This is a genomic window from Kitasatospora sp. NPDC058115, from assembly GCF_042884635.1.
In the GTDB taxonomy this organism is placed as follows: domain Bacteria; phylum Actinomycetota; class Actinomycetes; order Streptomycetales; family Streptomycetaceae; genus Kitasatospora.
The window spans coordinates 151569-175507 of the sequence record NZ_JBHVTL010000004.1 but is presented as its reverse complement, the minus strand read 5'-3'; the positions used below and the strand labels follow the sequence as shown (position 1 = coordinate 175507).

At 74.8% G+C, this 23939-nt stretch carries 18 protein-coding genes; 4 read left to right on the top strand and 14 right to left on the bottom strand.

Translation table 11 applies throughout. The features are described from left to right. Positions 1-747: 747 nt before the first annotated feature. The 5 genes from ACFVVL_RS05895 to ACFVVL_RS05875 form a co-directional block, all read right to left on the bottom strand. Complete coding sequence (locus ACFVVL_RS05895) at positions 748-2454, bottom strand: hypothetical protein (protein WP_387671580.1); 1707 nt, start codon at positions 2452-2454, stop codon at positions 748-750. A 175-nt stretch (positions 2455-2629) separates the two neighbouring features. Further along, positions 2630-4420, bottom strand: coding sequence for a GMC oxidoreductase (locus ACFVVL_RS05890; RefSeq protein ID WP_380294354.1), 1791 nt, complete (start codon positions 4418-4420; stop codon positions 2630-2632). Between the two features lie 58 nt (positions 4421-4478). After that, positions 4479-6122, bottom strand: coding sequence for a succinic semialdehyde dehydrogenase (locus ACFVVL_RS05885; protein ID WP_380294355.1), 1644 nt, complete (start codon positions 6120-6122; stop codon positions 4479-4481). Positions 6123-6200: 78 nt separating this feature from the next. Continuing rightward, on the bottom strand, positions 6201-7955 hold the full coding sequence (locus tag ACFVVL_RS05880; RefSeq protein WP_387671578.1) for a protein kinase: 1755 nt from the start codon (positions 7953-7955) through the stop codon (positions 6201-6203). Positions 7956-8126: 171 nt separating this feature from the next. Further along, positions 8127-9221 (bottom strand): protein kinase, encoded by a 1095-nt coding sequence (locus tag ACFVVL_RS05875; protein ID WP_380422815.1) that lies wholly within the window; start codon positions 9219-9221, stop codon positions 8127-8129. A gap of 86 nt (positions 9222-9307) precedes the next feature. Here ACFVVL_RS05875 and ACFVVL_RS05870 point away from each other — a divergent pair, with 86 nt between their 5' ends. Then, positions 9308-9859 (top strand): SHOCT domain-containing protein, encoded by a 552-nt coding sequence (locus ACFVVL_RS05870; RefSeq protein ID WP_387671575.1) that lies wholly within the window; start codon positions 9308-9310, stop codon positions 9857-9859. A gap of 19 nt (positions 9860-9878) precedes the next feature. On the opposite strand, the gene ACFVVL_RS05865 is transcribed toward ACFVVL_RS05870, so the two are convergent. After that, positions 9879-11816, bottom strand: a complete 1938-nt coding sequence (locus ACFVVL_RS05865) for a serine/threonine-protein kinase (RefSeq protein WP_387671573.1) — start codon at positions 11814-11816, stop codon at positions 9879-9881. A 253-nt stretch (positions 11817-12069) separates the two neighbouring features. Between ACFVVL_RS05865 and ACFVVL_RS05860 the strand changes: the two genes are divergently transcribed. Continuing rightward, positions 12070-12633: a hypothetical protein gene (locus ACFVVL_RS05860; protein WP_387671571.1), complete on the top strand. Its 564-nt coding sequence runs from the start codon at positions 12070-12072 to the stop codon at positions 12631-12633. 69 nt (positions 12634-12702) lie between these two features. Here ACFVVL_RS05860 and ACFVVL_RS05855 read toward each other — a convergent pair whose 3' ends face one another. The 4 genes from ACFVVL_RS05855 to ACFVVL_RS05840 form a co-directional block, all read right to left on the bottom strand. After that, a complete protein-coding gene (locus ACFVVL_RS05855) occupies positions 12703-13830 on the bottom strand; it encodes a GuaB3 family IMP dehydrogenase-related protein (RefSeq protein ID WP_380294361.1) in 1128 nt (375 codons plus the stop codon). Positions 13831-14009: 179 nt separating this feature from the next. Continuing rightward, the gene (gene guaB, locus ACFVVL_RS05850; protein ID WP_380294362.1) at positions 14010-15515 is read right to left on the bottom strand and encodes an IMP dehydrogenase; all 1506 of its coding nucleotides are present in this window, start codon (positions 15513-15515) and stop codon (positions 14010-14012) included. 247 nt (positions 15516-15762) lie between these two features. Then, the gene (gene shbA, locus ACFVVL_RS05845; RefSeq protein ID WP_380294363.1) at positions 15763-16431 is read right to left on the bottom strand and encodes an RNA polymerase sigma factor ShbA; all 669 of its coding nucleotides are present in this window, start codon (positions 16429-16431) and stop codon (positions 15763-15765) included. Positions 16432-16748: 317 nt separating this feature from the next. Further along, positions 16749-17360, bottom strand: coding sequence for a response regulator transcription factor (locus tag ACFVVL_RS05840; protein ID WP_014136228.1), 612 nt, complete (start codon positions 17358-17360; stop codon positions 16749-16751). A 571-nt stretch (positions 17361-17931) separates the two neighbouring features. Here ACFVVL_RS05840 and ACFVVL_RS05835 point away from each other — a divergent pair. Then, positions 17932-18258, top strand: a complete 327-nt coding sequence (locus ACFVVL_RS05835; protein ID WP_380294364.1) for a WhiB family transcriptional regulator — start codon at positions 17932-17934, stop codon at positions 18256-18258. A 100-nt stretch (positions 18259-18358) separates the two neighbouring features. Here ACFVVL_RS05835 and ACFVVL_RS05830 read toward each other — a convergent pair whose 3' ends face one another. The 3 genes from ACFVVL_RS05830 to groES form a co-directional block, all read right to left on the bottom strand. Further along, positions 18359-19363, bottom strand: a complete 1005-nt coding sequence (locus ACFVVL_RS05830) for a LysR family transcriptional regulator (RefSeq protein ID WP_387671568.1) — start codon at positions 19361-19363, stop codon at positions 18359-18361. A gap of 134 nt (positions 19364-19497) precedes the next feature. Continuing rightward, the gene (gene groL, locus ACFVVL_RS05825; protein WP_380294366.1) at positions 19498-21126 is read right to left on the bottom strand and encodes a chaperonin GroEL; all 1629 of its coding nucleotides are present in this window, start codon (positions 21124-21126) and stop codon (positions 19498-19500) included. Between the two features lie 115 nt (positions 21127-21241). Continuing rightward, on the bottom strand, positions 21242-21547 hold the full coding sequence (groES, locus tag ACFVVL_RS05820; RefSeq protein WP_014136232.1) for a co-chaperone GroES: 306 nt from the start codon (positions 21545-21547) through the stop codon (positions 21242-21244). 245 nt (positions 21548-21792) lie between these two features. On the opposite strand from groES, the gene ACFVVL_RS05815 reads away from it, so the two are divergent. Continuing rightward, positions 21793-23022: a methyltransferase domain-containing protein gene (locus tag ACFVVL_RS05815; RefSeq protein WP_380294367.1), complete on the top strand. Its 1230-nt coding sequence runs from the start codon at positions 21793-21795 to the stop codon at positions 23020-23022. Here the strand turns inward: ACFVVL_RS05815 and ACFVVL_RS05810 are convergent. Beyond that, complete coding sequence (locus tag ACFVVL_RS05810; protein ID WP_387671565.1) at positions 22998-23918, bottom strand: polysaccharide deacetylase family protein; 921 nt, start codon at positions 23916-23918, stop codon at positions 22998-23000. The two genes, ACFVVL_RS05815 and ACFVVL_RS05810, sit on opposite strands and share 25 nt — an antisense overlap. Positions 23919-23939 lie beyond the last annotated feature (21 nt).

Below are 23939 nucleotides of genomic sequence, written 5' to 3'. Positions count from 1 at the left end.
CGCGGAGAACCGGCCCCGGCCGGGGAGCGGCGCGCCGTGGGACCGTGCGCGGGTGCTGCGGCCGGCCAGCAGGGGACAGCGACCCCGGCCGCGACTGGACCAGGAGGTGGGGCGGCCGGCCGCCGGGGACGCCCGGAGCCGGCCGCCGCACCCACCGCGATCCCGGCGCACACCGCCCGCCGTCCCCCGCGCCGCCGCGCACGTCCCCCGTGCGCTCCGGCCGGCGTCGTCACGCACCGTGATCACTGCGGTCGGCCCTCATCGGCCGCCCCCGCACCCGGCGCGGCGGCCCCGCCCCGGGCCGGCCACCGGCCCGGCCGGAAACGGCCTGTACCGAATCATGCCGAATCGGTTGCAGAGCAAGCCCTTCGTCCAGGACGATGCTGCATGGACGAGGTTCTCCCGGTGGCCGAAGGGCTCCCTGTGGAGTACCGACCCGTGCCGCCGAGACCCACGGCGGCAACGATCACCACCTCACGCTCCGTGAGCCTGGTCCGACGCAGGCGTGTGCGCCCGCCGGACCGCCGCCACGGCACTGTGCGCCCGCACGCCGGCCCACCCCCGCCGGAGCGGCCCCGGCGCACGATCCCTTCCGGCCAACCGTCCGGACGGCGCTCCTCCCCCGGCGCCGTCACCCAGCACCGGCGCGGCCCTGACGCCGAGTGCTGAACGACAAAGGGCCCCGTTCCCCCGCGGGGCCCTTTGCCCTGCCCGGGGCCGGACGCGCGGGCCCGCCCCGGACCGCCGCTACGGGCGCCGGCTCCAGACGACGGGGTCCACCGGCCCGTCGTCCGCCGGCCCGTCGTCCGGCCGCGCGCCGCCCGAGCCGATCACCTCCGAGACGACCGGCGCACCGGAGTACTCCCCCTCGGGCTGCACCGGCACCCCGGCCGGCGACCGCTCCGGCGACGACGGCGGCGGAGACGACGGCGCCTGTGCCCGGCGGTCGCGGGCCGCCAGCAGCGGCGGCACCGCCAGCGCCCCGGCCGCCGCCCAGACCAGGTTGGCCACCAGCAGCGTCCACGGCACCAGGGAGAGCGTGCTCTCGAACCCGGTGTCCTGGCTGCGGCCCAGGTAGCGGACGGTGGCCTTCGAGGAGCTCAGCAGCCCGGACACCGCCATCAGCAGGCTGAGGCCCGCGGCGTACACCAGCGCCAGCCGGAGCCGGTCCGCGGCGTCCAGCCGCCGCCGGTACGCCGTCCAGCCGAGCACCGCGGCGGCGGCCAGTGCGAGCAGTCCGGTCCAGCGCCAGTCGCCGTCCGCGCCGTGCAGGTCGAAGAAGGAGTACTCGTCGACGCCGCGCGGCTCCCGGTACCAGTCCGAGTCGCGGGCGGCCGGCGCCTCGCTGCTGGTCCGGAAGGTCGCCCCGGAACCCAGCCCGAGCAGCATCAGGCCGACGTTGGGCAGGAAGGCGGTCGCGCTCGTGGTCAGTTCGCCGCCGACGCCGTCGTCGTCGCCCAGGACCACGGTCACCACCAGTCCGACGGCCGACGCCAGGCCCACCGAGACCGCCAGCGCGCGGCCGGCCGCCAGCCCGGCGACCGCCCAGCCGCGCACCGCCCGGTTGCGCCAGGCCGCCCAGCGCAGCGCGTCGGTGCCGTACACGGCGAACGCGAGCAGCCCGGCGAGCAGCGCCGTCCAGCCGGCCGCCTCGGCCCAGCCGGCCGAGGACTCGTAGCCGATCCGGCCGACCGCCCCGGAGCCGGGGTCCAGGTCGAAGCGGTCGCCCGGGTGCCAGGCGGCGCCGCCCACCAGGCCGAGCAGCACGGTCACCGCGGCGGCGACCACGGCGGTGCGCACGGCCTCGCCGGCCGCCTGCCGACGGGTCTGCTGCGCACCGGTGCGCTCCTGCTCGCGGCGCGCCCCGATCCGCAGGCCGGGCCAGAGCGCGAGCAGCCACAGCACGGTGACGGTCAGCGGCACCGCGCGGACCAGCACCTCGCTGCCGTGCGCGAGGCCGGCCGGGCCGCCGGCGCCGACATCCAGCCGGAACGGTGCGCCGAGGGCGCCGAGGACGATCGCCAGCGCGGTGCCGAAGCGCGTGCCGTAGGAGGGCGCGTCGAGGACGGGGGTGTAGGGGAAGAGGTTCTCCGGGATCGCGACGACGAGCGCGGCCAGCAGCAGCACGGCGGTGGGCGCGACGACCGCGCGCAGCGCCGGGCGCCAGTCCGCGCCGGTCAGCCAGGCGAGCACGGCGGGCCGCTCGACGGCCGGGTCGTACGGCCGGCCGGCGCCCCAGGGCCCACCGGGCGCGGCGGCCTGCGGCGCCGGGACCGGCGGCGCGGCGGACGGCGCGAACGGGGGCGGTGGCGGCAGGGCGGGCGGCGGCAGGGCGGGCGGCGGCAGAACGGGCGGCGGCGGCAGGGCGGGCGGCGGCACCGACGGCCTCCCGCAGGACGCGCAGCCGAACGCCCCCTCCGCCGTGACCGCGCCGCAGGATGCGCAGATGGCCATGGACCGCGTCCCCCCGTCCGAACGAACGATCCCCTGGTCCCCCCAGGGCGCCCCTTTTCTCCCATCGGGTACGGACGGCTGTCAACCGGTCACCCGCCGCCGGAACGCGCGGCGGACCCCTCCGGGAACGTCCCGGAGGGGTCCGCGGGTGGCCTCCGCCCGGCCGGGCGCCCGGTCAGACCTGCTTCTTCGGCACCTCCGGGACCGCCAGCAGCGGCAGCCGCAGCGCGCCGAACGCGCCGTCCGGCACCGCCGGGGCGGCGGGCGGGACGGGCGCGATGCGGCGGTACTCCTCGCCGGGCGCCGGGCGGAGGTCCGGCTCGCCCTTGTTCGGCCACAGCGACATGGCCCGCTCGGCCTGCGCCGTGATGGTCAGCGACGGGTTGACGCCGAGGTTGGCGGAGACGGCGGCGCCGTCCACCACGCTGATCCCGGGATGCCCGTAGAGCCGGTGGTACGGGTCGACCACACCGGTCAGCGGGGAGTCGCCGATCGGGCAGCCGCCCAGGAAGTGCGCGGTCATCGGGATGTCGAAGATCTCGCCGACGCTGCCGCCGGGGAAGCCGTTGATCTCCTCGGCGAGCGCCCGGGCACCGCGCTCGGCGGCCGGGATCCAGGTCGGGTTGGGCGCGCCGTGGCCCTGGCGGGAGGTCAGCGTGCCCTTGCCGAGGCCCTTCTCCTTCAGCGAGACGGTGATCGAGTTGTCCAGGGACTGCATCACCAGGCCGATGATCGTCTTCTCGGACCAGCGGTGCTGGTTCATCGACCGGGCGAAGGTCACCGGGTGCTTGACCGAGTTGCCGAGGTAGCGCAGCCAGCGCGGGACCCGCCCGCCACCGGCGACCTGGGCGATCGACAGCGCGCCCATCGCGTTGGAGCCCTTGCCGTAGCGGACCGGCTCGATGTGGGTGTTCTCGTCCGGGTGGATCGAGGAGGTGATCGCCACGCCCTTGGTGAAGTCCGCGCGGGCGCCGTACCGCCGGTCGGTGGTCTGCGCGCCCACCAGCGCCTCGGAGTTGGTCCGGGTCAGCTCGCCGAGCCGGGCGGAGATCCGGGGCAGGTGGCCGGCCGCCCGCATCCGGTGCAGCAGGCTCTGGGTGCCGTAGGTGCCGGCCGCGACCACCACCCGGGCGGCGGTGACGGTCCGCGCCCCGGCCTTGACCGGGTCGGTGGTGGACCGGCCGTCGGTGCGCCGGACGTCCACCGCGAAGCCCTCGCCCCGCTCGCGGATCCGGGCCACCGTGGTGAGCGGGTGGATCTCGGCGCCGCCCCGCTCGGCCAGGTACAGGTAGTTCTCGGTGAGCATGTTCTTGGCGCCGTGCCGGCAGCCGGTCATGCACTCGCCGCACTCGACGCAGGCCCGGCGGGCCGGACCGGCCCCGCCGAAGTACGGGTCCGCCACCTCGCCGCCGGGTTCCGCCTTCGCCGTGCCGTCGCCGTCCTCGCCGTCGCCGAAGAAGACCCCGACCGGCGCCAGGTGGAAGGTGTCGCCGACGCCCATCCGCTCGGCGGCGGCCCGCAGGTGGACGTCGGAGGGGGTGACGGTCGGGTTGAGCCGCACCCCGAGCATCCGCCGCGCCTGGTCGTAGAACGGCGCCAGCTCCTCCTGCCAGTCGGTGATGTGGCGCCACTGGCGGTCCTCGAAGAACGCCTTCGGCGGCACGTACAGGGTGTTGGCGTAGTTCAGCGAGCCGCCGCCGACCCCGGCGCCCGCCAGGATCATCACATTGGCCAGCAGGTGGATGCGCTGGATGCCGTAGAGGCCGAGCTTCGGCGCCCACAGGTAGTTGGCGACGTCCCAGGAGGTCGTGGGCAGCTCGTCGCGGTCGAAGCGGCGTCCGGCCTCCAGGACGGCGACCCGGTACCCCTTCTCGGTCAGCCGCAGCGCCGAGACCGAACCGCCGAAACCGGAGCCGACCACCACCACGTCGTAGTCGAACTCCCGGTCCTCAGCCGAACCCACCATCTGCCACTGCTCCTTCGGAAGTCGTCCACGAAACGGGGAGGGCCGGCCGGCGCCGGGGCTACCTGACGCGCAGGGCCTTCAGCATCCGCAGTCCGGCGGTCATCACCGCCGCGTACTGCCGGTCGTCCTGGCCGAGCGCGGGCGCCAGCGGCAGCAGCCGCTGGCTGGCGATCGTCTGCGCCTCGGTGAACCGCAGGATGCCCTCGGCGCCGTGCCGCCGGCCGAGGCCGGAGTCGCCCATGCCGCCCATCGGCGAGGCGGCCGAGCCGTACGCCGCGCCGTAGGCCTCGTTGACGTTGACCGTGCCGGTGCGCAGCCGGGCCGCGACCGCCCGGCCGCGCCGGACGTCCCGGGTCCAGACGCTGGAGTTGAGGCCGTACGGGGTGGAGTTGGCGGCGGCCACCGCCTCGTCCTCGGTGTCGAAGCGGTAGACGGAGACGACCGGGCCGAAGGTCTCCTCGCCGCACACCGCCATGTCCGGGGTGACGCCGTCCAGGATGGTCGGCTCGAAGAAGAACGGGCCGAGGTCCGGGCGGGCCCTGCCGCCGGCCACGACGGTGGCGCCGGCCTCGACCGCCTCCTCGACGTGCCGGGTGGTGGTCTCCAGCTGCCGGGCGGAGACCAGCGAGCCCATGTCGGCCCCGTAGGCGAGGCCGCCGCCGAGCCGCAGCGCCCGGGTGCGGGCGGCGAACTTGGCGAGGAACTCGTCGGCCACCGAGCGGTGCACCAGCAGCCGCTCGATCGAGATGCAGAGCTGGCCGGCCGAGGAGAAGCAGGCCCGGACGGCGCCCTCGGCGGCCCGGTCGAGGTCGGCGTCGGCGAGCACCAGCATGGCGTTCTTGCCGCCGAGTTCGAGTGAGGCGCCGACCAGCCGGCCGGCGGCCCGCCGGGCCACGTCGCGGCCGGTGCGGGTGGAGCCGGTGAACGAGACGTAGTCGCCGTGCTCGACCACCGCCGGGCCGATCACCGGGCCGTCGCCGATCACGATCTGCCACAGGTCGGCCGGCAGCCCGGCCTCGACCAGCAGCTCGCGGGCCCAGAGCGCGGTCAGCGCGGTCTGCGTGTCCGGCTTGTTGACCACCGCGTTGCCCGCCACGAAGGCCGGCAGGGCGTCGCCGACGGACAGCTCCAGCGGGTAGTTCCACGGCGAGATGTGGCCGATCACGCCCTTGGGCCGGCGGGCCTCGACGGCCTGGGTGAGCAGCGGCACCGCGCCGAGGTGCCGCTTGTCGCGCAGGTAGGACGGCGCGGAGCGGCCGTAGTGCCGGGCGGCGATGGCGACCGCGAGGACCTCCTCGAAGGCGTGCAGCCGGGCCTTGCCGGTCTCCGCCTGGATCAGGTCGAGCACCTCGTCCTGCCGCTTGATCAGCAGGTCGTGGAAGCGCAGCAGCACGGCGGCGCGGCGGCGGACCGGCAGCGCGGCCCAGGCCGGCTGGGCGCGCCGGGCCAGCTCGAAGGCGACCTCGACGTCCGCCGGGGTGGACTGCGGCAGTCCGGCCAGCCGCTCGCCGGTCAGCGGGGCGACGGTCTCCACCACGCTGGGTTCGCCGGTGGCGGTGACCCCGGCGGCGAGCCGGGCGACCAGGGACGGCGGCACGGCCGAGGCGACGGTGCGACCGCCGCCGGGCGCGGCGGGGTTGCGGCCCGGCGCGCCGGTGCCGGCGGGGTCATTGGCCGTGGCAGCTGCAGTGAGGTCCGTCATAGGGCGCAGCCTAGGCGCTCGGCGGCCGGTTCGGTACCCGTCGGTAACAACAAACCGGGGGCCCGGCGGCTGCTGCGGTCAGCGGGTGGGGGTGAAGTAGTGCAGCACCGCGTTGAAGCGCTGCTCGGCCTCGTTCCACTCGTTGCCCCGCTCCGGGCTGGACGAGTAGATCGCGTAGCTGGTGCCGTCCGTGTCGATGAACTCGGCCTCGATCGCGCGGCGGCGGCCCCCCTCCTTGGCCAGGTAGCTGAACTCCCAGACCGCCGCCTCGTGGCCGTTCACCGCGACGCTGGTCAGCCGGTGCTGCTTGTACTCCTTCATCAGGGAGACGGTGGTCTCCATCTGCCGCATGTGCTCCAGCGGCCTGACCGACTGGCCCACGGTGACCGCGAACTGCAGGTAGTGCACCTTGTCGTCGGGGCTGTAGTAGATCTGGTTGGAGGACGTGCTGGTGCGCTGCCAGGCCGGCGTGGCCGTCGGCAGCGGGAAGCGGAAGCCCGCCGGGTCGTCCACCCAGTGGTAGCCGACGGGCGGCGCGGGCGTGCCGTCGCCGGGTCCGCTCGGCTGCGGCTCGGCCGGGACCGGCGTCGGCCGGGCCGTCCCCGGCCCGCCGTCGCGGCCCGCCAGGCGGACCACCCCGGCGGCCCCGGCGGCCAGGACCGCCACCGCGACCGCCAGCACCAGCAGCGTTCGCCGGCGCCTGGCCGGTCCGCGCACCGGCGTATCGGCGTACGCCACCGGCGCGACCGGCGCGGTGGGCTCCCCCTCGGTGAGCTCGTGCGCCGGGTCGGCCCCGACGGGCGGCACCGGCGGCGTCTCCTCCGCCGCGGCGGCGGCCACGGCCGCCACCGGACGCGGCACGGTGACCGCCTCGGACGAGCCGTCCGGCTCACCCGGCCCCGGCGGCCCGCCCGCCTCGCCCGACCGGTCCACCACCGGCACCGACTGGGTCGGCATCCGCACCGGCGCGACCGGCTTGAACCCGAGGGTGTGCCCGGCCTGCACCTCGGCCAGCATCCGGGCCGCCTCGTCCGCGGTCGGCCGCTCCGCCGGGTCCTTGGCCATCAGCGCGGCCAGCACCGGCCCCAGCGGGCCCGCGCGGCGCGGCTCCGGCAGCGGATCGCCGACCACCGCGGCCAGGGTGGTCAGCGGCGAGGTGCGGCGGAACGGCGAGTCGCCCTCCACTGCCGCGTACAGCGTCGCCCCGAGCCCCCACAGGTCGGAGGCCGGACCCGGCCGCTCGCCCTGCGCCCGCTCCGGCGCCAGGTAGTCCGGCGAGCCGACCAGGTCGCCCGGGCGGGTCAGCTCCGCCGAGCCCTCGTACGTCGCGATCCCGAAGTCCAGCAGCACCGCCCGCCCGGTCCCGTGCTCCAGCAGCACGTTGGCCGGCTTCACGTCCCGGTGCAGCACGCCCAGCTGGTGGCCCCGGTGCAGCGCGGCCAGCACCTGGCCGCCCACCTCGGCGGCGGCGCGCGGCGGCAGCGTGCCGTCCTGGCTGATCACGTCGGCCAGCGAACGGCCGTCGACCAGCTCCATGACGATCCACGGCCGGCCGTCCTGCTCCAGCACGTCGTGCACGGTGATCACCCCGGGATGCTTGATCCGGGCGGCCGCGGAGGCCTCCCGCTTCATCCGGGCGTGCAGGATCTCCAGCTCCTCCTCCGGGAGGTGGCTGACGGTCAGCTCCTTGACGGCGACCTCGCGGTCCAGCATCCGGTCCCGGGCCCGCCACACGGTGCCCATCCCGCCGCGGCCCAGCCGCTCACCCAGCTCGTAGCGCCCGGCCAGTAGCCGCTCCGCCTCGGCCGAATCCGGCCGGTCCTGCGCGCCCATCCGCGACGCTCCCCCTCATCCACCTGCCGTCACCGCGACGGAGGGCCCGGCGCAGACCACTCGGTGCAGACCACTGAATCGAACAATCCCACGGACACATTAGGCGCCCCGGGCTCCCCCCGGTAATCTCCCCCACCCGCCACGGTGGCCGCCACCGTTCCACCGGCCCCGTCAGCCTGCGAACAGCACCACGGCCGCCACCCCGAGGAGCAGCAGCAGGAACACGCCGCCGACCAGCAGCGGGCCCAGCATCGCCGGCGGGATCCGCGGCGGCCGGGCCGGCCCGGACTGCTCCGCCCGCCCCGCGCCCGCCGCACCGCGGCGCTCCGCCGCACCGCGCTTCCCGGCCGCACCGCGCCTGCCGGCCGGGCGCCGTGGCTCCGGCAGCGGCGCCACCGGCTCGCCGGCCACCGGCTCCGGCGCGCCCGCCAGCAGCTCCGCCAGCTCCGCGCGGACCTCCGCCGCCGTCGGCCGCCGCGCCGGATCGGGCTGCACCAGCCGCTCCACCAGCGGCCCCAGCGGACCGCACGCCTCCGACGGCACCCGCCGGCCCTCCCGCACCGCCGTCACCAGCTCCGGCACCCCGCTCTCCGGGTACGGCGCGCGGCCGGTCGCCATCCGGTGCAGCAGCACCCCGAGCGCCCAGCAGTCACCGGCCGGGCCGCCGTCCAGCGGCCAGCGCTCCGCCACCGCGCCGACCAGCTCGGCCCGGATCTCGTAGCGGCGCCGCCCACCGGGGCCGCCCAGCTCCTCGGCCAGCACCTCCTCGGCCACCCCCGGGAGCAGCCCGCCCAGCAGCGCCGCGCCGTCCTCGCAGACCAGCACCGACCCGGCGGTCAGGTTCCCGTGCGCCAGCCCCGCGTCGTGCAGCGCCCGCAACGCCGCGGCGAGGTCCGCCGCGACCTCGGCGGCCCGGTACGGCGGCAGCGGGCCCTCCGCCAGCAGCGCTTCCAGCGGCCGGCCGGCCGGCCGCTCCTCGACGGTCCAGAGCAGCTCGCCCTCGACGAACGCCCCGGCGCCCTGCAACAGCCGCGGGTGCCGCGGCGCGGCGGCGCCGACCGCCGCCACCCGGCGCACCAGCCGCTCGCCCTGCACCGGTTCCCCGGCGTCCGGATCCCGCCCCCCGGTCAGCGCCGCGGGCAGCTCCCACCCGCGCAGCCGGACGACGTCCCCGCTCCCTTCGTCCACGGCGAACGCGTCCGGCGTCTCCGGACGGTCCGTCAGCCGGTAACGCCCCGCCAGCACCTGCCCCGGGCCCGCTCGCATGCGTGTTCCTCTCCGCTCACCGTCGCCAAGCCTAGGGCCTGGGCGCGGCCGACACGGCGTACGTGCCCCGGATTACCCTCGGTCCCATGGACTGGACCGATCTGATCGACGCGGCCTTCGACGTGGCCGGCAACAGCAGCAGTGACAACCGGGCGGCGGCCCTGCGCACCGTCGAGGCGAACGTCGCCGCCGACGAGAAGCCCGTCGCCTCCACGGCCGGACGCCACCCCGACCACTTCCGCAAGGGCGTCCTGGTCCTGACCACCCGTCGGCTGCTCTTCCTCAAGGACGGCAAGCCCCCGGTTCCGGTTCCGCTGGACGCGGTCACCGACGCGACCGTCACCCGGACCAGGATCAACGGCGAGGTGCTGCTGGTGGTCGCACTGACCGGCTCGCACCGCTTCGAGGACGTGGTCAAGGCCGAGGTCTTCGCCGAGCAGGTGCGCGCCACCGCCCGGCTGGTCCGCGAGGCCGCCTCCCGGCAGGCCCTCGCCGCCCCGGCGCCCGCCGGCCCCGCCCCCGCGGCCTCCTCCGGCGCCGAGCTGCTGGACCAGCTGGAGCGGCTGACCGCCCTGCACACCGCCGGCGCCCTCACCGACGAGGAGTTCACCCGGGCGAAGCAACGCCTCATCGGCTGACGGCCCGCCGTCCCGTTCGTCAGCCCGCGGGCTGGAAGGTGTCGAACGCGATCTGCCGGGCCTCGGCGTTCTGCGGCGCGGCCCAGTCCGCGTCCGGCGTCGTCCAGTAGATGGCGTAGCCGTACTTGGCCGGGGAGCCGGTGACGAAGCCGCGGTTCAGCGAGTGCGTCCGCGAGCTGCCGCTGATCCACTCCCAGTCGGCCGCGTTGGTCCACTCCCGGTAGGCGACGGACTGCAGCTGCACCCGCTGGTAGTTGGTCACCTGGCCGCGCAACCCGGGCTCGGCCTCCTGCCAGTCGGCGAGCGCGCTCGCGCCCGGTGTGGTCGTCCACTCGATCCGCAGGGTGCTGCCGTTGCCCTTGAAGGTCCGGCGGATCGACTCCGAGCCCGACGGCTGCAGCCAGTCGGGCAGCACGATCGAGAAGCCGGCCGGGTCCTTGTACTCGTGGTACCCGGCCGGCACGACCGTCCCGGTGGCCGTCGGCGCCGGGGTGGTGGGCGTGGGGGTCGGGGTCGGCGTCGGGGTGGGCGTCGGCGTCGGGGTCGGGGCGGGCTCGGGGGCGGCGCTCTCCGCCGGGGCGGAGGTCTCCGGGGCCGTCTCCGGGGCCGTCTCCGGAGCCGTCTGCGGGCCGGTCTCCGGCGCCGCGCCGCCCGCGGCGGTGTCCGTGACCGCCACCACCGGAGCGGTGCCGCCCGCGCCGGAGGCCGTGCCGTCCCCGGAGCCGCCCAGCGCCTGGACCAGCGCGACCACGCCCGCGATCAGCAGCAGCACCACCACGACCGTCGCCACCGCCAGCCGCCGCCGTCCGGTGCGCGGGTCCGCCCCGGCCGCCTGGGTGGCGCCCAGCGTCCATTCACTGGTCACCGGGCGGGCCGCCTCGGTCTCCTCGCCCGGCGCCCCCGACGGCGCCGACGGCGCCGCCGCACCGGACGCCCCGGACGGCTTCGCGGACGCCGCCGCCCCCTCGGGCCCCGGCACCGCCGGCGCCGCCGGCGACTCGCCGCTGCCGGCGTCCCCGGCCAGGCTGCCCACCCGGACCGTCCCGAGCAGCCCGCCGACCGGCGGCTTCCCACCGCGCTCCGCGACCGGCACCGCCTGCTCGGTGGTCGACTCGGCCCGCGCGGTCGCCTCCGCGACCACCCGCTTCAGCATCGACCGGGTCTGCGAGGCGGTCAGCCGCTGCGCCGGGTCCTTGGCCAGCAGCCCCTCGATCACCGGCAGCAACGGCCCGGCGTTCGCCGGGGCGGCCAGCTCCTCCGTCATCACCGCGGTCAGGGTGGCCAGCGCCGAGCCCCGGTCGTACGGGGGACGTCCCTCGACCATCGCGTACAGCGTGCCGCCCAGCGACCACAGGTCGGCCGGCGGCCCGGGCTTCTGCCCCTGGGCCCGCTCCGGGGAGATGTAGGAGGGCGCGCCGACCAGCATGCCGGTGGAGGTCACCGAGGTGTCGCCCTCCACGCTGGCGATGCCGAAGTCGGTGAGCACCACCCGGCCGTCCTCGCCGATCAGCACGTTGGACGGCTTGACGTCACGGTGCAGGATGCCGAGCGCGTGCGCGGCGCTCAGCACGCCGAGGACGTCCAGCGCGATCTCCGCCGCCCGGGCCGGCGCCAGCGGGCCGTCCTCGCGGACCACGTCGGCCAGCGACCGGGACTCGACCAGCTCCATGACGATCCACGGCCGGTCGTCCTCCTCGACCACGTCGAAGACGGTGACCGCCGAGTTGTGCCGGATCCGCGCCGTCGCCTTGGCCTCGCGCAGGGTGCGGACAATGAGCCGGTGCTTCTCGTCCTCGTCCACGCTGGCGTTCATCCGCAGTTCCTTGACCGCGACCGTCCGGCCCAGCATCTCGTCCTCGGCGCGCCAGACGGTGCCCATGCCGCCGCGCCCGAGCACCGCGTTCAGCCGGTAGCGTCCGGCCAGGAGGCGGCCGGTGGAACCCTGCGCCTGGGTCATTCGGAACGTTCCCCCATGTGCTGCGGCGGTCGTGGTGACGGCACGTCGGACCGGCGTCGGGCCCGAACGCCCAAGCCTCCATCATCCCCTGTCACGCGCGCCCCCGACCACCCGGCCCCCGGCCACCCTGGCACGCCCCCCGGCCGGGGGCGGCGCTCCGTGCCCGATCTGTGATCGAAAACTCTGTCGGCCCCGCTCCGGACCCTGCTACCGTGCGGCAGCTCACCGTCTTTCCGGGGGGAACACGACGTCCATGACCGCATCCGCACCGGGCGCTGACGGCCAGTCGGGCCGCCCGCCCACGGCCCCGCACTTCTCGGTCGCGCCGGAACCGGAGACCCCGGAGGGGTACGTGGCCCCCGGCATGCCCGGTGCCCCGGTGGCCGGTTACCGCCCCGCCGCCCCGGGAGAGCGCCGCCGCCGGAACCGGACGGGTGCGGCCGTCGCGCTGGCCGTCCTCGCGATGCTGGCCGGCGCCGCGGCGTTCGGCTGCGCTCCGGCCCGCGCCGAGCCCACCGTCGGCTGGCTGGCCATCGCCCCCGCGGCGGCGGTCGCCCTGCCGCTGGGACGGCTCGGCGGTCCGGGCCGGCTGCTGCCGCCGCTGGGCGCCGTGCTGGCGGCCGGCGCGCTGTTCCTCGGCCAGCTGCTCGGGCAGCTCCGCCGGCTGCACCACCTGGCCGGCACCGGGTACGGAGAGCTGCTGCGCGACGCCCTCCCGCTGTGGCGCGACGACCGCCGCCCGCTGGACCTGGTCTTCTACGGCATCGCGCTGATCGGCGGCTTCCTGCTGACCCGCCGCGCCGCCGCCCGGCAGTAGCCCGGGTACGGCGCGGGCCCCCGTCGCGGCGCGCGACGGGGGCCCGGGGCGGGCGGCGGCCGGGACGGCTCAGCGGTGGTTGAGCGCCGGGTTGACGGTCACCTCGACCCGCTGGAACTCCTTGAGCTCGGTGTAGCCGGTGGTCGCCATCGCCCGGCGCAGCGCGCCGAACAGGTTCATGGTGCCGTCGGGGGTGTGCGACGGGCCGGCGAGGATCTCCTCGGTGGTGCCGACGGTGCCGAGGTCGACCCGCTTGCCGCGCGGCAGCTCCTCGTGGACGGCCTCCATGCCCCAGTGGTAGCCCTTGCCGGGCGCGTCGGTGGCACGGGCCAGCGCGGCACCGATCATCACCGCGTCGGCGCCGCAGGCGACCGCCTTCGGGATGTCGCCGCTGTAGCCGACGCCACCGTCCGCGATGACGTGCACGTAGCGGCCGCCGGACTCGTCCATGTAGTCGCGGCGGGCGGCGGCCACGTCGGCGACGGCGGTGGCCATCGGCACCTGGATGCCGAGCACGTTGCGGGTGGTGTGCGCGGCGCCGCCGCCGAAGCCGACCAGCACGCCGGCCGCACCGGTGCGCATGAGGTGCAGCGCGGCGGTGTAGGTGGCGCAGCCGCCGACGATGACCGGGACATCCAGCTCGTAGATGAACTGCTTCAGGTTGAGCGGCTCGGCCGCGCCGGAGACGTGCTCGGCGGAGACGGTGGTGCCGCGGATGACGAAGACGTCGACCCCGGCGTCCACGACGGCCTTGGAGAACTCGGCGGTGCGCTGCGGCGAGAGCGCGGCGGCGGTGACCACGCCGGAGTCGCGGACCTCCTGGATCCGCTGCTTGATCAGCTCGGCCTTGATCGGCTCGGCGTAGATCTGCTGCAGGCGGCGGGTCGCGGCGGCCTCGTCGGAGATCGCGGCGATCTCGTCGAGCAGCGGCTGCGGGTCCTCGTAGCGGGTCCAGAGGCCTTCCAGGTTCAGCACGCCCAGGCCGCCGAGGCGGCCGATGGTGATGGCCTGCTGCGGGGAGACCACGCTGTCCATCGGCGCGGCCAGGAACGGCAGCTCGAAGCGGTAGGCGTCGATCTGCCAGGCGATCGAGACCTCCTTCGGGTCACGCGTACGGCGGCTGGGGACGACGGCGATGTCGTCGAAGGAGTACGCCCGGCGGCCGCGCTTGCCTCGCCCGATCTCGATCTCAGTCACTTCGAGCCCTTCTGGTGGTGTTGCTCATGCCCGCCGGGTCACCCCGGCCGCCCCCCAGTATCCCGCACCCGCCCGCCGTCGCACGGCGCCGCCCGCCCGCGCTCCCCCGGCGGGCGGGCGCCGGACAGCCCGCGGGGCCCGCCACCGAGGGTGACGGGCCCCGCGACCGGGTGCCGGGATCAGCGGCGGGCGCTGTAGTTCGGCGCCTCGACGGTCATCTGGATGTCGTGCGGGTGGCTCTCCTTGAGGCCCGCCGAGGTGATCCGGACGAACCGGCCCTTGCTCTCCATCTCGGCGACGCTGGCGGCGCCGACGTAGCCCATGGTCTGGCGCAGGCCGCCGACCAGCTGGTGCAGCACCGCGGCGAGCGGGCCGCGGTAGGGCACCTGGCCCTCGATGCCCTCGGGGACCAGCTTGTCGTCCGAGGCGACCTCGGCCTGGAAGTAGCGGTCCTTGGAGTAGGAGCGGCCCTGGCCGCGGGACTGCATGGCGCCCAGCGAGCCCATGCCGCGGTAGGACTTGTACTGCTTGCCGTTGATGAACAGCAGCTCGCCCGGGGACTCCTCGCAGCCGGCCAGCAGCGAGCCCAGCATCACGGTGTCGGCACCGGCGGCGAGCGCCTTGCCGATGTCGCCCGAGTACTGCAGGCCGCCGTCGCCGATGACCGGCACGCCGGCCGCCTGACAGGCCAGCGCAGCCTCGTAGATCGCGGTGACCTGCGGGACGCCGATGCCGGCGACCACGCGGGTGGTGCAGATGGAGCCCGGGCCGACGCCGACCTTGACGCCGTCCACGCCGGCGTCGATCAGCGCCTGGGCGCCGTCACGGGTGGCGACGTTGCCGCCGACCACGTCGACCTTCACGGCCGACTTGATCTTCTCGATCCAGGCCAGCGCGTTGTGGCTGTGGCCGTGCGAGGTGTCGACGACCAGGAAGTCCACGCCCGCCTCGACCAGGGCCTGGGCGCGGTCGAACGCCTCGGCGCTGGCGCCGACGGCCGCGCCGACCAGCAGCCGGCCCTCGGCGTCCTTGGCGGCGTTCGGGTACTGCTCGGCCTTGACGAAGTCCTTGACCGTGATGAGGCCCTTGATCCGGCCGTCGTCGTCGACCAGCGGCAGCTTCTCGATCTTGTGGCGGCGCAGCAGCGCCATCGCGTCGACGCCGGAGATGCCGACCTTGCCGGTGATCAGCGGCATCGGGGTCATGATCTCGCGGACCTGGCGGGTGCGGTCCGTCTCGAAGGCCATGTCACGGTTGGTGACGATGCCGAGCAGCTTGCCGCTCTCGTCGGCGATCGGCACGCCGGAGATCCGGAACTTGGCGCAGAGCGCGTCGGCCTCCGCGAGGGTGGTCTGCGGGCCGACCGTGATCGGGTCGGTGACCATGCCGGACTCGGAGCGCTTCACCAGGTCGACCTGGTTGGCCTGGTCCTCGACCGACAGGTTGCGGTGCAGGACGCCGACGCCGCCCTGACGGGCCATCGCGATCGCCATCCGCGACTCGGTGACCTTGTCCATCGCCGCGGAGAGCAGCGGGATGTTGACGCGCACGTTGCGGGAGACCCGCGAGGAGGTGTCGACCTGGTTCGGCAGCACCTCGGACGCCCCCGGCAGCAGCAGGACGTCGTCGTACGTGAGTCCGAGCATCGCGAACTTCTCGGGTACGCCTGCGGCGTTGTAAGACATTTCGGGGGTACCTTCCGTGGCCGGCTCGATCAGCTCGCGCCCTGGGGGTGAGGGGCGCTGTCATCGGCTCACTCGCTCGGACCGCCTAAAGCGCGGTGGCTTTTCGGAGGATCCTCCAGGGGATCCCCGCGCACACCGTCGAATCTTTGGCGACCCGCCCAGGCGCCGATACCCCATGGTACTGGCACCGCGAATGCGCTCTCGTGTGCCCTTGACAACACAGCCCGGCCGTGGCCCATTCCGGGTTCTAGGACGACTCCTCCGCGAGCGCCCGCAGCCGGCTGAGCGCACGGTGCTGGGCGACCCGGACGGCCCCCGGCGACATCCCCAGCACCTCGCCGGTCTCCTCCGCGGAGAGCCCGGCGGCCACCCGCAGCAGCACCAGCTCGCGCTGCCGGGCCGGCAGGTTGGAGAGCAGTTCCTTGGCCCAGGCCGCGTCGCTGCTGAGCAGCGCGCGCTCCTCCGGGCCGAGCGCGTCGTCCGGCACCTCCGGCAGGTCGTCCTGCGGGATCACCGTCGAGCCGGGTCCGCGCATCGCGGCCCGCTGCAGATCGGCGATCTTGTGCGCGGCGATCCCGTAGACGAAGGCTTCGAAGGGGCGGCCCTGGTCCTTGTACCGGGGAAGCGCGCAGAGGACCGCCACGCAGACCTCCTGCGCGATGTCGTCCACGTGGTGCCGGGCACCGCCGGGCAGCCGGACCAGCCGGCCGCGGCAGTACCGCAGGGCCAGCGGGTGGACGTGGGCGAGCAGCGCGTCGATCGCGGGTCCCTCGCCGCGGACGGCGGCCGCGACCAGTTCGGCGAGCGCGCCGGGTCCGCCGTCCGGTTCCGCGTACGCCGGGCCGGGCCCGGGCGCGGAGGGCTCGGCCTCCACCGGGTCCGCCTCACCGGGAGCCCCGGTCACGTCGTCACGCATCGGTCCATGGTGCCTGGTCGCGCGGGAAAACGCGGCACCGCGTCCGGAGTTGTGCACCGGAACGTTATGCGGTGCCGTACCGGTCCGCACCACCGGCCCCTCCTGCACCGTCCCGCCTCCCGCCCCGCCGCTCCGGGCGGTCCCGTCCGCGGCGCCGTCCGCCGAGTCTCCTGCGGCTGCGTGGTTCGCCGCAGTTCCTGCCCGCTGGTCCCCGAGGTGCTCCACTCCTCCATGGTGCAACCTCGGGACCGTAACGTCACACGCCCCGGCACGGACAATCGCGCGGAGCGTGCCGGAACCGGCGACGCCGGCGGCGGTCAGCGGACCAGGCCCCAGCGGAAGCCCAGCGCCACCGCGTGCGCGCGGTCCGAGGCACCGAGCTTCTTGAACAGCCGTCGGGCGTGGGTCTTGACGGTGTCCTCGGAGAGGAACAGCTCACGGCCGATCTCGGCGTTGCTGCGGCCGTGGCTCATGCCTTCGAGCACCTGGATCTCACGCGCCGTCAGGGTCGGCGCCGCGCCCATGTCCGGGCTGCGCAGCCGGCGCGGGGCGAGCCGCCAGGTCGGGTCGGCGAGGGCCTGGGTGACGGTGGCCCGCAGTTCGGCGCGCGAGGCGTCCTTGTGCAGGTACCCGCGGGCGCCCGCGGCGACCGCGAGGGCGACGCCGTCGAGGTCCTCGGCGACGGTGAGCATGATGATCCGCGCGCCGGGGTCGGCGGAGAGCAGTCGCCGGACCGTCTCCACCCCGCCGAGGCCGGGCATCCGGACGTCCATCAGGACGAGATCGGAGCGGTCGGCCACCCAGCGGCGGAGGACCTCCTCCCCGTTCGTCGCGGTGGTGACCCGGTCGACACCGGGTACGGTCGCGACCGCGCGGCGAAGCGCCTCGCGGGCGAGCGGGGAATCGTCGCAAACGAGAACGGAAGTCATGACCGTCGTCCTCCGCAGCTGATCCGCGTCACGTTGAGCCTCCTGGCTGGTACGAACCTCTTCGACACGGCCGATCGGCGTCAGACTCCGTGCTGATCGCCTGAGATTCCCCGCGATCGTTCCCGACGTCCGGCGTCCGCTAACCGCCTCCGCACTTCCAACGACCGTCACCCGAATGAGTTACGGCCTTCGGAGCCATCTCCACCACTGTACGTGGCCGACCCGTTACCGATCAGCCGCATCGCGGTGCACACGCCGCACTTTTGCGCAGCTCGCGCGCGGTCGGCGTACAACCCGCACACCCGCGCGGGTCCGCGCGCGCCCGTCGGCCACCCGATTGCCCCATCCGCGCCCGGCGGTCGCCGACCGGGACGCCACGCCCACTTTGCCCGTTTTTAGAGCTTTTGTATGGTCATTGACTGTTGTGCCACTCTGTGGGTGACTTGTCCATGGAGTTGCCGTAAGTCATATTTCCAGGTGTCCACACCGCGCCGGACGCCCCGCCGTGCCGCCGCCGACGCAACCCGCCGGCGACCGGCCCGCGGTCGACGACCTCTGAAGGGAATGAGCCATGGCAGATTTCTCCCGACTCCCCGGCCCCAACGCGGACCTCTGGGACTGGCAGCTCTCCGCGGCCTGCCGCGGCGTGGACAGCTCGCTCTTCTTCCACCCCGAGGGCGAGCGCGGCGCGGCCCGCAGCTCGCGCGAGGCGAGCGCCAAGGAGGTCTGCATGCGCTGCCCCGTGCGCACCGAGTGCGCCGCCCACGCGCTCGCGGTCCGTGAGCCGTACGGCGTCTGGGGAGGCCTGACCGAGGACGAGCGCGAGGAGATGATGGGCCGTTCGCGTCACCGCCTGGTGGAGGTGCCGCTCGCCGCACCGGGCGCGGCCCAGCAGTAGCACGGCGACTCCGCCTCCCGGGAAGAAACGTTTCTTCTCGGCATGAGGCCTGCCCGGGGCCGCCACCACCCCGGGGCCACCACCGGCCCGCGCCGGCCGGTCAGCGCCCGGCCGCGGCCCCCGCCAGCCGCTCCAGCATCAGCGCCACCGCCGGCACCTCGGCGAGGTCCGGCAGGGTCAGCGCGACCACCTGCCGCACCGCCGGCGCCCCCGACACGGCGTGCACCGCCACCGGCACCACCCCGTCCGGGCGCACCGACTCCAGCGCCAGCCCGGGCAGCACCGCCACCCCGAGCCCGGCGGCCACCAGCCCGACCACCGCCGGGTAGTCGTCCGTCGCGAAGTCGATCCGCGGCTCGAAGCCGGCACCCGCACAGAGCTCCACCAGGTGCCCGCGGCACTGCGGGCAGCCCGCGATCCACTGCTCCCCCGCCAGCTCGCCCAGCTCCACCGGCCCGCCGCGCCCGGCCAGCCGGTGCCCGACGGGCAGCAGCCCGACCAGCGGGTCGTCCAGCAGCGGGGTGGCCACCAGATCGGACCAGTCGGCCCCCGCGCTCAGCTGCTGGGCCTCCAGATTGGCCTCGGCGCGCGCCTCCCTGGGGGTGCCGTGCGCGGGCGCCGGCGCCGGCGCGAGGGCGGATCCGGGGGCCTGCGGGTAGCGGAAGGCGAGCGCGATCTCGCACTCGCCGCCGCGCAGCATCGCCAGCGACTCCGGCGGCTCCGCCTCGACCAGCGACACGCGCACGCCCGGATGGCTGTCCCGCAGCCGGGCGACCGCCGGCGGCACCAGGGTCGAGCTGGCGGTCGGGAAGGACACCAGCCGGACCCGTCCGGCCCGCAGTCCGGCGATCGCCGCCACCTCCTCCTCGGCGGCGGAGAGCCCGGCGAGGATCCCGGTGGCATGCTTGAGCAGGACCCGGCCGGCCTCGCTCAGCTGCATCCCGCGGCCCGAGCGGACCACCAGCGGGGTGTCCACGGACTTCTCCAGGGCCTTCATCTGCTGGCTGATGGCGGGCTGGGTGCAGCCCAGCTCGCGGGCGGCCGCGGAGAAGGAGCCGGTGCGGGCGACGGCACGCAGGACGCGCAGGTGGCGGGCCTCGATCATGCCTTCAAGATATAAGGGATTCTTTGCTGCATGCAAAATTCAACTGATAGTTGAAGTCTGGAGCACGCCGCAGGCCCGGCCCGCCACCCCTCGCGGGGCGCGGACCGGGCCTGCGGTCATCAGTGCCTGCGGCCTCAGTGCGAGTGGCCGTGACCGCCGTGCGAGTGGCCGTTGTCGGCCTCCTCTTCCTTCTTCTCCACCACGAGGGTCTCGGTGGTGAGCAGCAGGGAGGCGATCGAGGCGGCGTTCTCCAGGGCGGAGCGGGTGACCTTGACCGGGTCGATGACGCCGGCCTTCACCAGGTCGCCGTACTCGCCGGTGGCGGCGTTGTAGCCCTGGCCCTGCTCCAGCTCGGCGACCTTGGAGGTGATGACGTAGCCCTCCAGGCCGGCGTTCTGGGCGATCCAGCGCAGCGGCTCGTGCAGCGCCTTGCGGACGACCGCGACACCGGTGGCCTCGTCGCCGGACAGGCCCAGGCCGTCGTTCAGCACCTTGGCGGCGTGGACCAGGGAGGCGCCACCACCGGCGACGATGCCCTCCTCGACCGCGGCGCGGGTCGCCGAGATGGCGTCCTCCAGGCGGTGCTTGCGCTCCTTGAGCTCCACCTCGGTGGCGGCACCGACGCGGATGACGCAGACGCCGCCGGCCAGCTTGGCCAGGCGCTCCTGCAGCTTCTCGCGGTCCCAGTCCGAGTCGGTGTTGGCGATCTCGCCCTTGATCTGGGCGACGCGGCCGGCCACGGCCTCCGACTCGCCGGCACCGTCGACGACGATCGTCTCGTCCTTGGTGACGGTCACGCGGCGGGCCGAGCCCAGCACGTCCAGACCGGCCTGGTCGAGCTTGAGGCCGACCTCCTCGGAGATCACGGTGCCGCCGGTCAGGACGGCCAGGTCGCCGAGGATCGCCTTGCGGCGGTCGCCGAAGCCCGGGGCCTTGACGGCCACCGCGTTGAAGGTGCCGCGGATCTTGTTCACCACGAGGGTGGACAGCGCCTCGCCGTCGACGTCCTCGGCGATGATCAGCAGCGGGCGGGAGGAGCCGCCCTGCAGGATCTTCTCCAGCAGCGGCAGCAGCTCCTGGATGGAGGAGATCTTGCCCTGGTTGATCAGGATGTACGGGTCCTCCAGGACCGCCTCCTGCCGCTCCGCGTCGGTGACGAAGTACGGCGACAGGTAGCCCTTGTCGAACTGCATGCCCTCGGTGAAGTCCAGCTCCACGCCGAAGGTGTTCGACTCCTCGACGGTGATGACACCGTCCTTGCCGACCTTGTCGATCGCCTCGGCGATCAGCTCGCCGACCTGGGCGTCCTGCGCGGACAGGGTGGCGACGGCGGCGACGTCGTCCTTGCCCTCGATCTCACGGGCGACCGACAGCAGGTGCTCGGAGACGGCGGCGACGGCCTTGTCGATGCCCTTCTTCAGGGCGGCCGGGCCGGCGCCGGCGGCGACGTTGCGCAGACCCTCGTTGACCAGGGCCTGGGCCAGCACGGTGGCGGTGGTGGTGCCGTCACCCGCGACGTCGTTGGTCTTGGTGGCGACCTCCTTGACGAGCTGCGCGCCAAGGTTCTCGTACGGGTCGTCGAGCTCGACCTCACGGGCGATGGTGACGCCGTCGTTGGTGATGGTCGGGGCGCCGAACTTCTTGTCGATGACGACGTTGCGGCCCTTGGGGCCGATGGTCACCTTGACGGTGTCGGCCAGCTTGTTGACACCGCGCTCCAGCGAGCGGCGGGCGTCCTCGTCGAACTGCAGGATCTTCGCCATGTTCCCTATTCCCTCGGGGGTGCGGCCGTCGCGGCGGCCGCCGACTACGTGAACCAACAGCCACGCCCCGGTCCCCTGTCGCTAGGGACACGGATCCGGGGCGTGGCTGGACGCTTTACTTCTCGATGATGGCGAGAACGTCGCGGGCGGAGAGCACCAGGTACTCCTCGCCCTGGTACTTCACCTCGGTGCCGCCGTACTTCGAGTACAGGACGATGTCACCGACGGCGACGTCGAGCGGCAGACGCTGGCCGTCCTCGAAGCGGCCCGGGCCGACGGCCAGGACGACGCCCTCCTGGGGCTTCTCCTTGGCGGTGTCCGGGATAACCAGGCCGGAGGCCGTGGTGGTCTCGGCGTCGAGCGGCTGGACCACGATGCGGTCCTCGAGCGGCTTGATGGCAACCTTGCTGCTGGTGGTCACGTCCGAGCTCCCCTTCGGAGATTACGGGGCTTTCTAACGGGTAGGGGCGAGCTCGCGCATCTGCCGTCGCGGGGGTCAGACACGCACTGTCGCGTTAGCACTCCCCCGGTGGGGAGTGCTAGTGACGACCATAGGCCGCGGTTAGCACTCAGTCAACCAGAGTGCCAACGACGCGCCCGTCGGTCCCACGCCGCGGACGCGCGACCGCACGCGTGTGCGAGCCGGCCGGTCCGGCCGGCCCTCCCGTGACCGGTGAGAATGGGCCCGTGGAGAACGACGACCTGCGGCCCCTGCTGACCGACCGGGGCCAGGCCCTGCTCGCCGAACTGCGCGACTTCGCGCCCGGGGAGGAACTGGCGCTGGCCACCCGGCTGCGCAGGGAGCACCCGGCCGAGCTGGTGTCGGCGGCCTTCGGGCAGGCCCGGCTGCGGCAGCGGGCCCGGGCCAAGTTCGGCGCCGACGCCGACCTCATGTACTTCACGCCCAACGGCGTCGAGCAGTCCACCCGGCGCGAGGTCGCCGAGTGGCGGGCACGGCGGTTCGCGGACCTCGGCGTGAAGCGGCTGGCCGACCTCTGCTGCGGGATCGGCGGCGACGTGCTGGCGCTGGCCCGGGCCGGCGTCGAGGTGCTCGCCGTCGACAAGGACCCGGCCGCCTGCGCCGCCACCGCCGCCAACGCGGCCGCCCTGGGCCTGGCCGACCTGGTCGAGGTGCGCTGCGCGGACGTCGCCGACGTCGACGTCACCGGCTTCGACGCGGTCTTCACCGACCCGGCCCGGCGCACCTCGCGCGGCCGGGTCTTCGACCCCGAGGCCTACGCGCCGCCGCTGTCCTGGGCGATCGAGGCCGGCCGGCGCACCCCGGTCGGCGCGCTCAAGGTGGCCCCCGGCATCCCGCACGAGGCGGTGCCGGCCGACGCGGAGGCCGAGTGGGTCTCCGACCACGGCGACGTCAAGGAGGCGGTGCTCTGGTTCGGCACCCGGGCGGAGCACCCGCACCGCGCCACCCTGCTGCCGCAGCGGGCCAGCCTCGGCGGCGGGGACCTGCCCGACCCGCCGGCCGGCCCGGTCGGCCGCTACCTCTACGAGCCGGACGGCGCGGTGATCCGCGCCCACCTGGTCGCCGAGGTGGCGCAGCGGGTGAACGGGCGGCTGATCGACCCCAAGATCGCCTACGTGACCTCGGACGAGCTGGTCGACACCCCCTACGCGCACGGCTTCGAGCTGACCGACGTGCTGCCGTTCCACATCAAGAAGCTGAAGGCGCTGCTGCGCGAGCGCGGCGTCGGCACGGTGGTGATCAAGAAGCGCGGGATGGCGATCACCCCGGAGGAGCTGCGCCGTCAGCTCAAGCCGGCCGGCCCGAACACCGTGACGGTGATCCTCAGCCGCACCGACCACGGGCCGCTGATGATGCTCGGCCGGCCGGTGACCGGCCCGGCCGCGGCCGTTCAGGCGGCCGGCACCTCGATGTAGTCCTCCAGCCGGGCCACCGTGAAGCCCTGCTCCTGGATCCGGGCCAGCAGTTCGCCGAACATCTGCGTCATCGTCTCGCCCTTGAGGTCCTTCGGGCCGCGGAAGTGCGCGAGCACGATGTCGCCGGGCCGCAGCTTCTTGTCCGCCGCCTGGTACTGCATGTCGTGGATCTGCATCGACTCGCGCCACAGCACGATCGCCCGCGGCCCGCACTGCTGCACCGCGGAGTTGACCGCCGGGGTGTTGGCGCCGTCGCCGTACGGCGGGCGGAACAGCAGCGGCGGGGTGCCGTACTGCTGGGTGAGCGCGGCCTGGGCGTCGCAGATCTCGGACTTCTGCTTCTCCGGCGCCGCCCTGCTCAGCTGGGCGTGGTCCACGGTGTGGTTGTGGACGTGGTTGCCGAGCGCCTGGAGCCGCTTGAAGTAGCCGTAGTCGTCCTTGACGATGTCGCGGGTCAGGAACATCGAGACCGGCACCTTGAGGTCGGTCAGCATCTCGACGAAGGCCGGGTCCTTCTCGGCGCCGTCGTCGATGGTGACGAAGACGACCTTGTCGGTGGTCCGCACCTCGCTGAACACCGGGACCGGGCCGGTCCGCTGGAGCTTCACCGGCTTGTCGGCGGGCGCCCGGGGCGCCGGCGGCAGCGGGGTCAGGTGCCACTTCGCCCAGGCGGCGGCGTCGCCGGCGGCCGGGGCGGGGGGCGCGGGCGGCGCGGTGGCCGTGTCCCGTCCGGGCGGCGCGGCGGACCCGGCCGGGGCGGTGGTGGTGCTCGGCGCCACCAGGGCGGCGGACGCGGCGCCGCTGTCGCCCCCGCCCGCGCACCCGGTGGCGGCGGCCAGCAGGACCACCGCCCCCGCCGCGTACGCCGTCGTCCTGCTCCACCCGTGCCTGTTCACCGCGCCGTGCTCCCCGTTCCC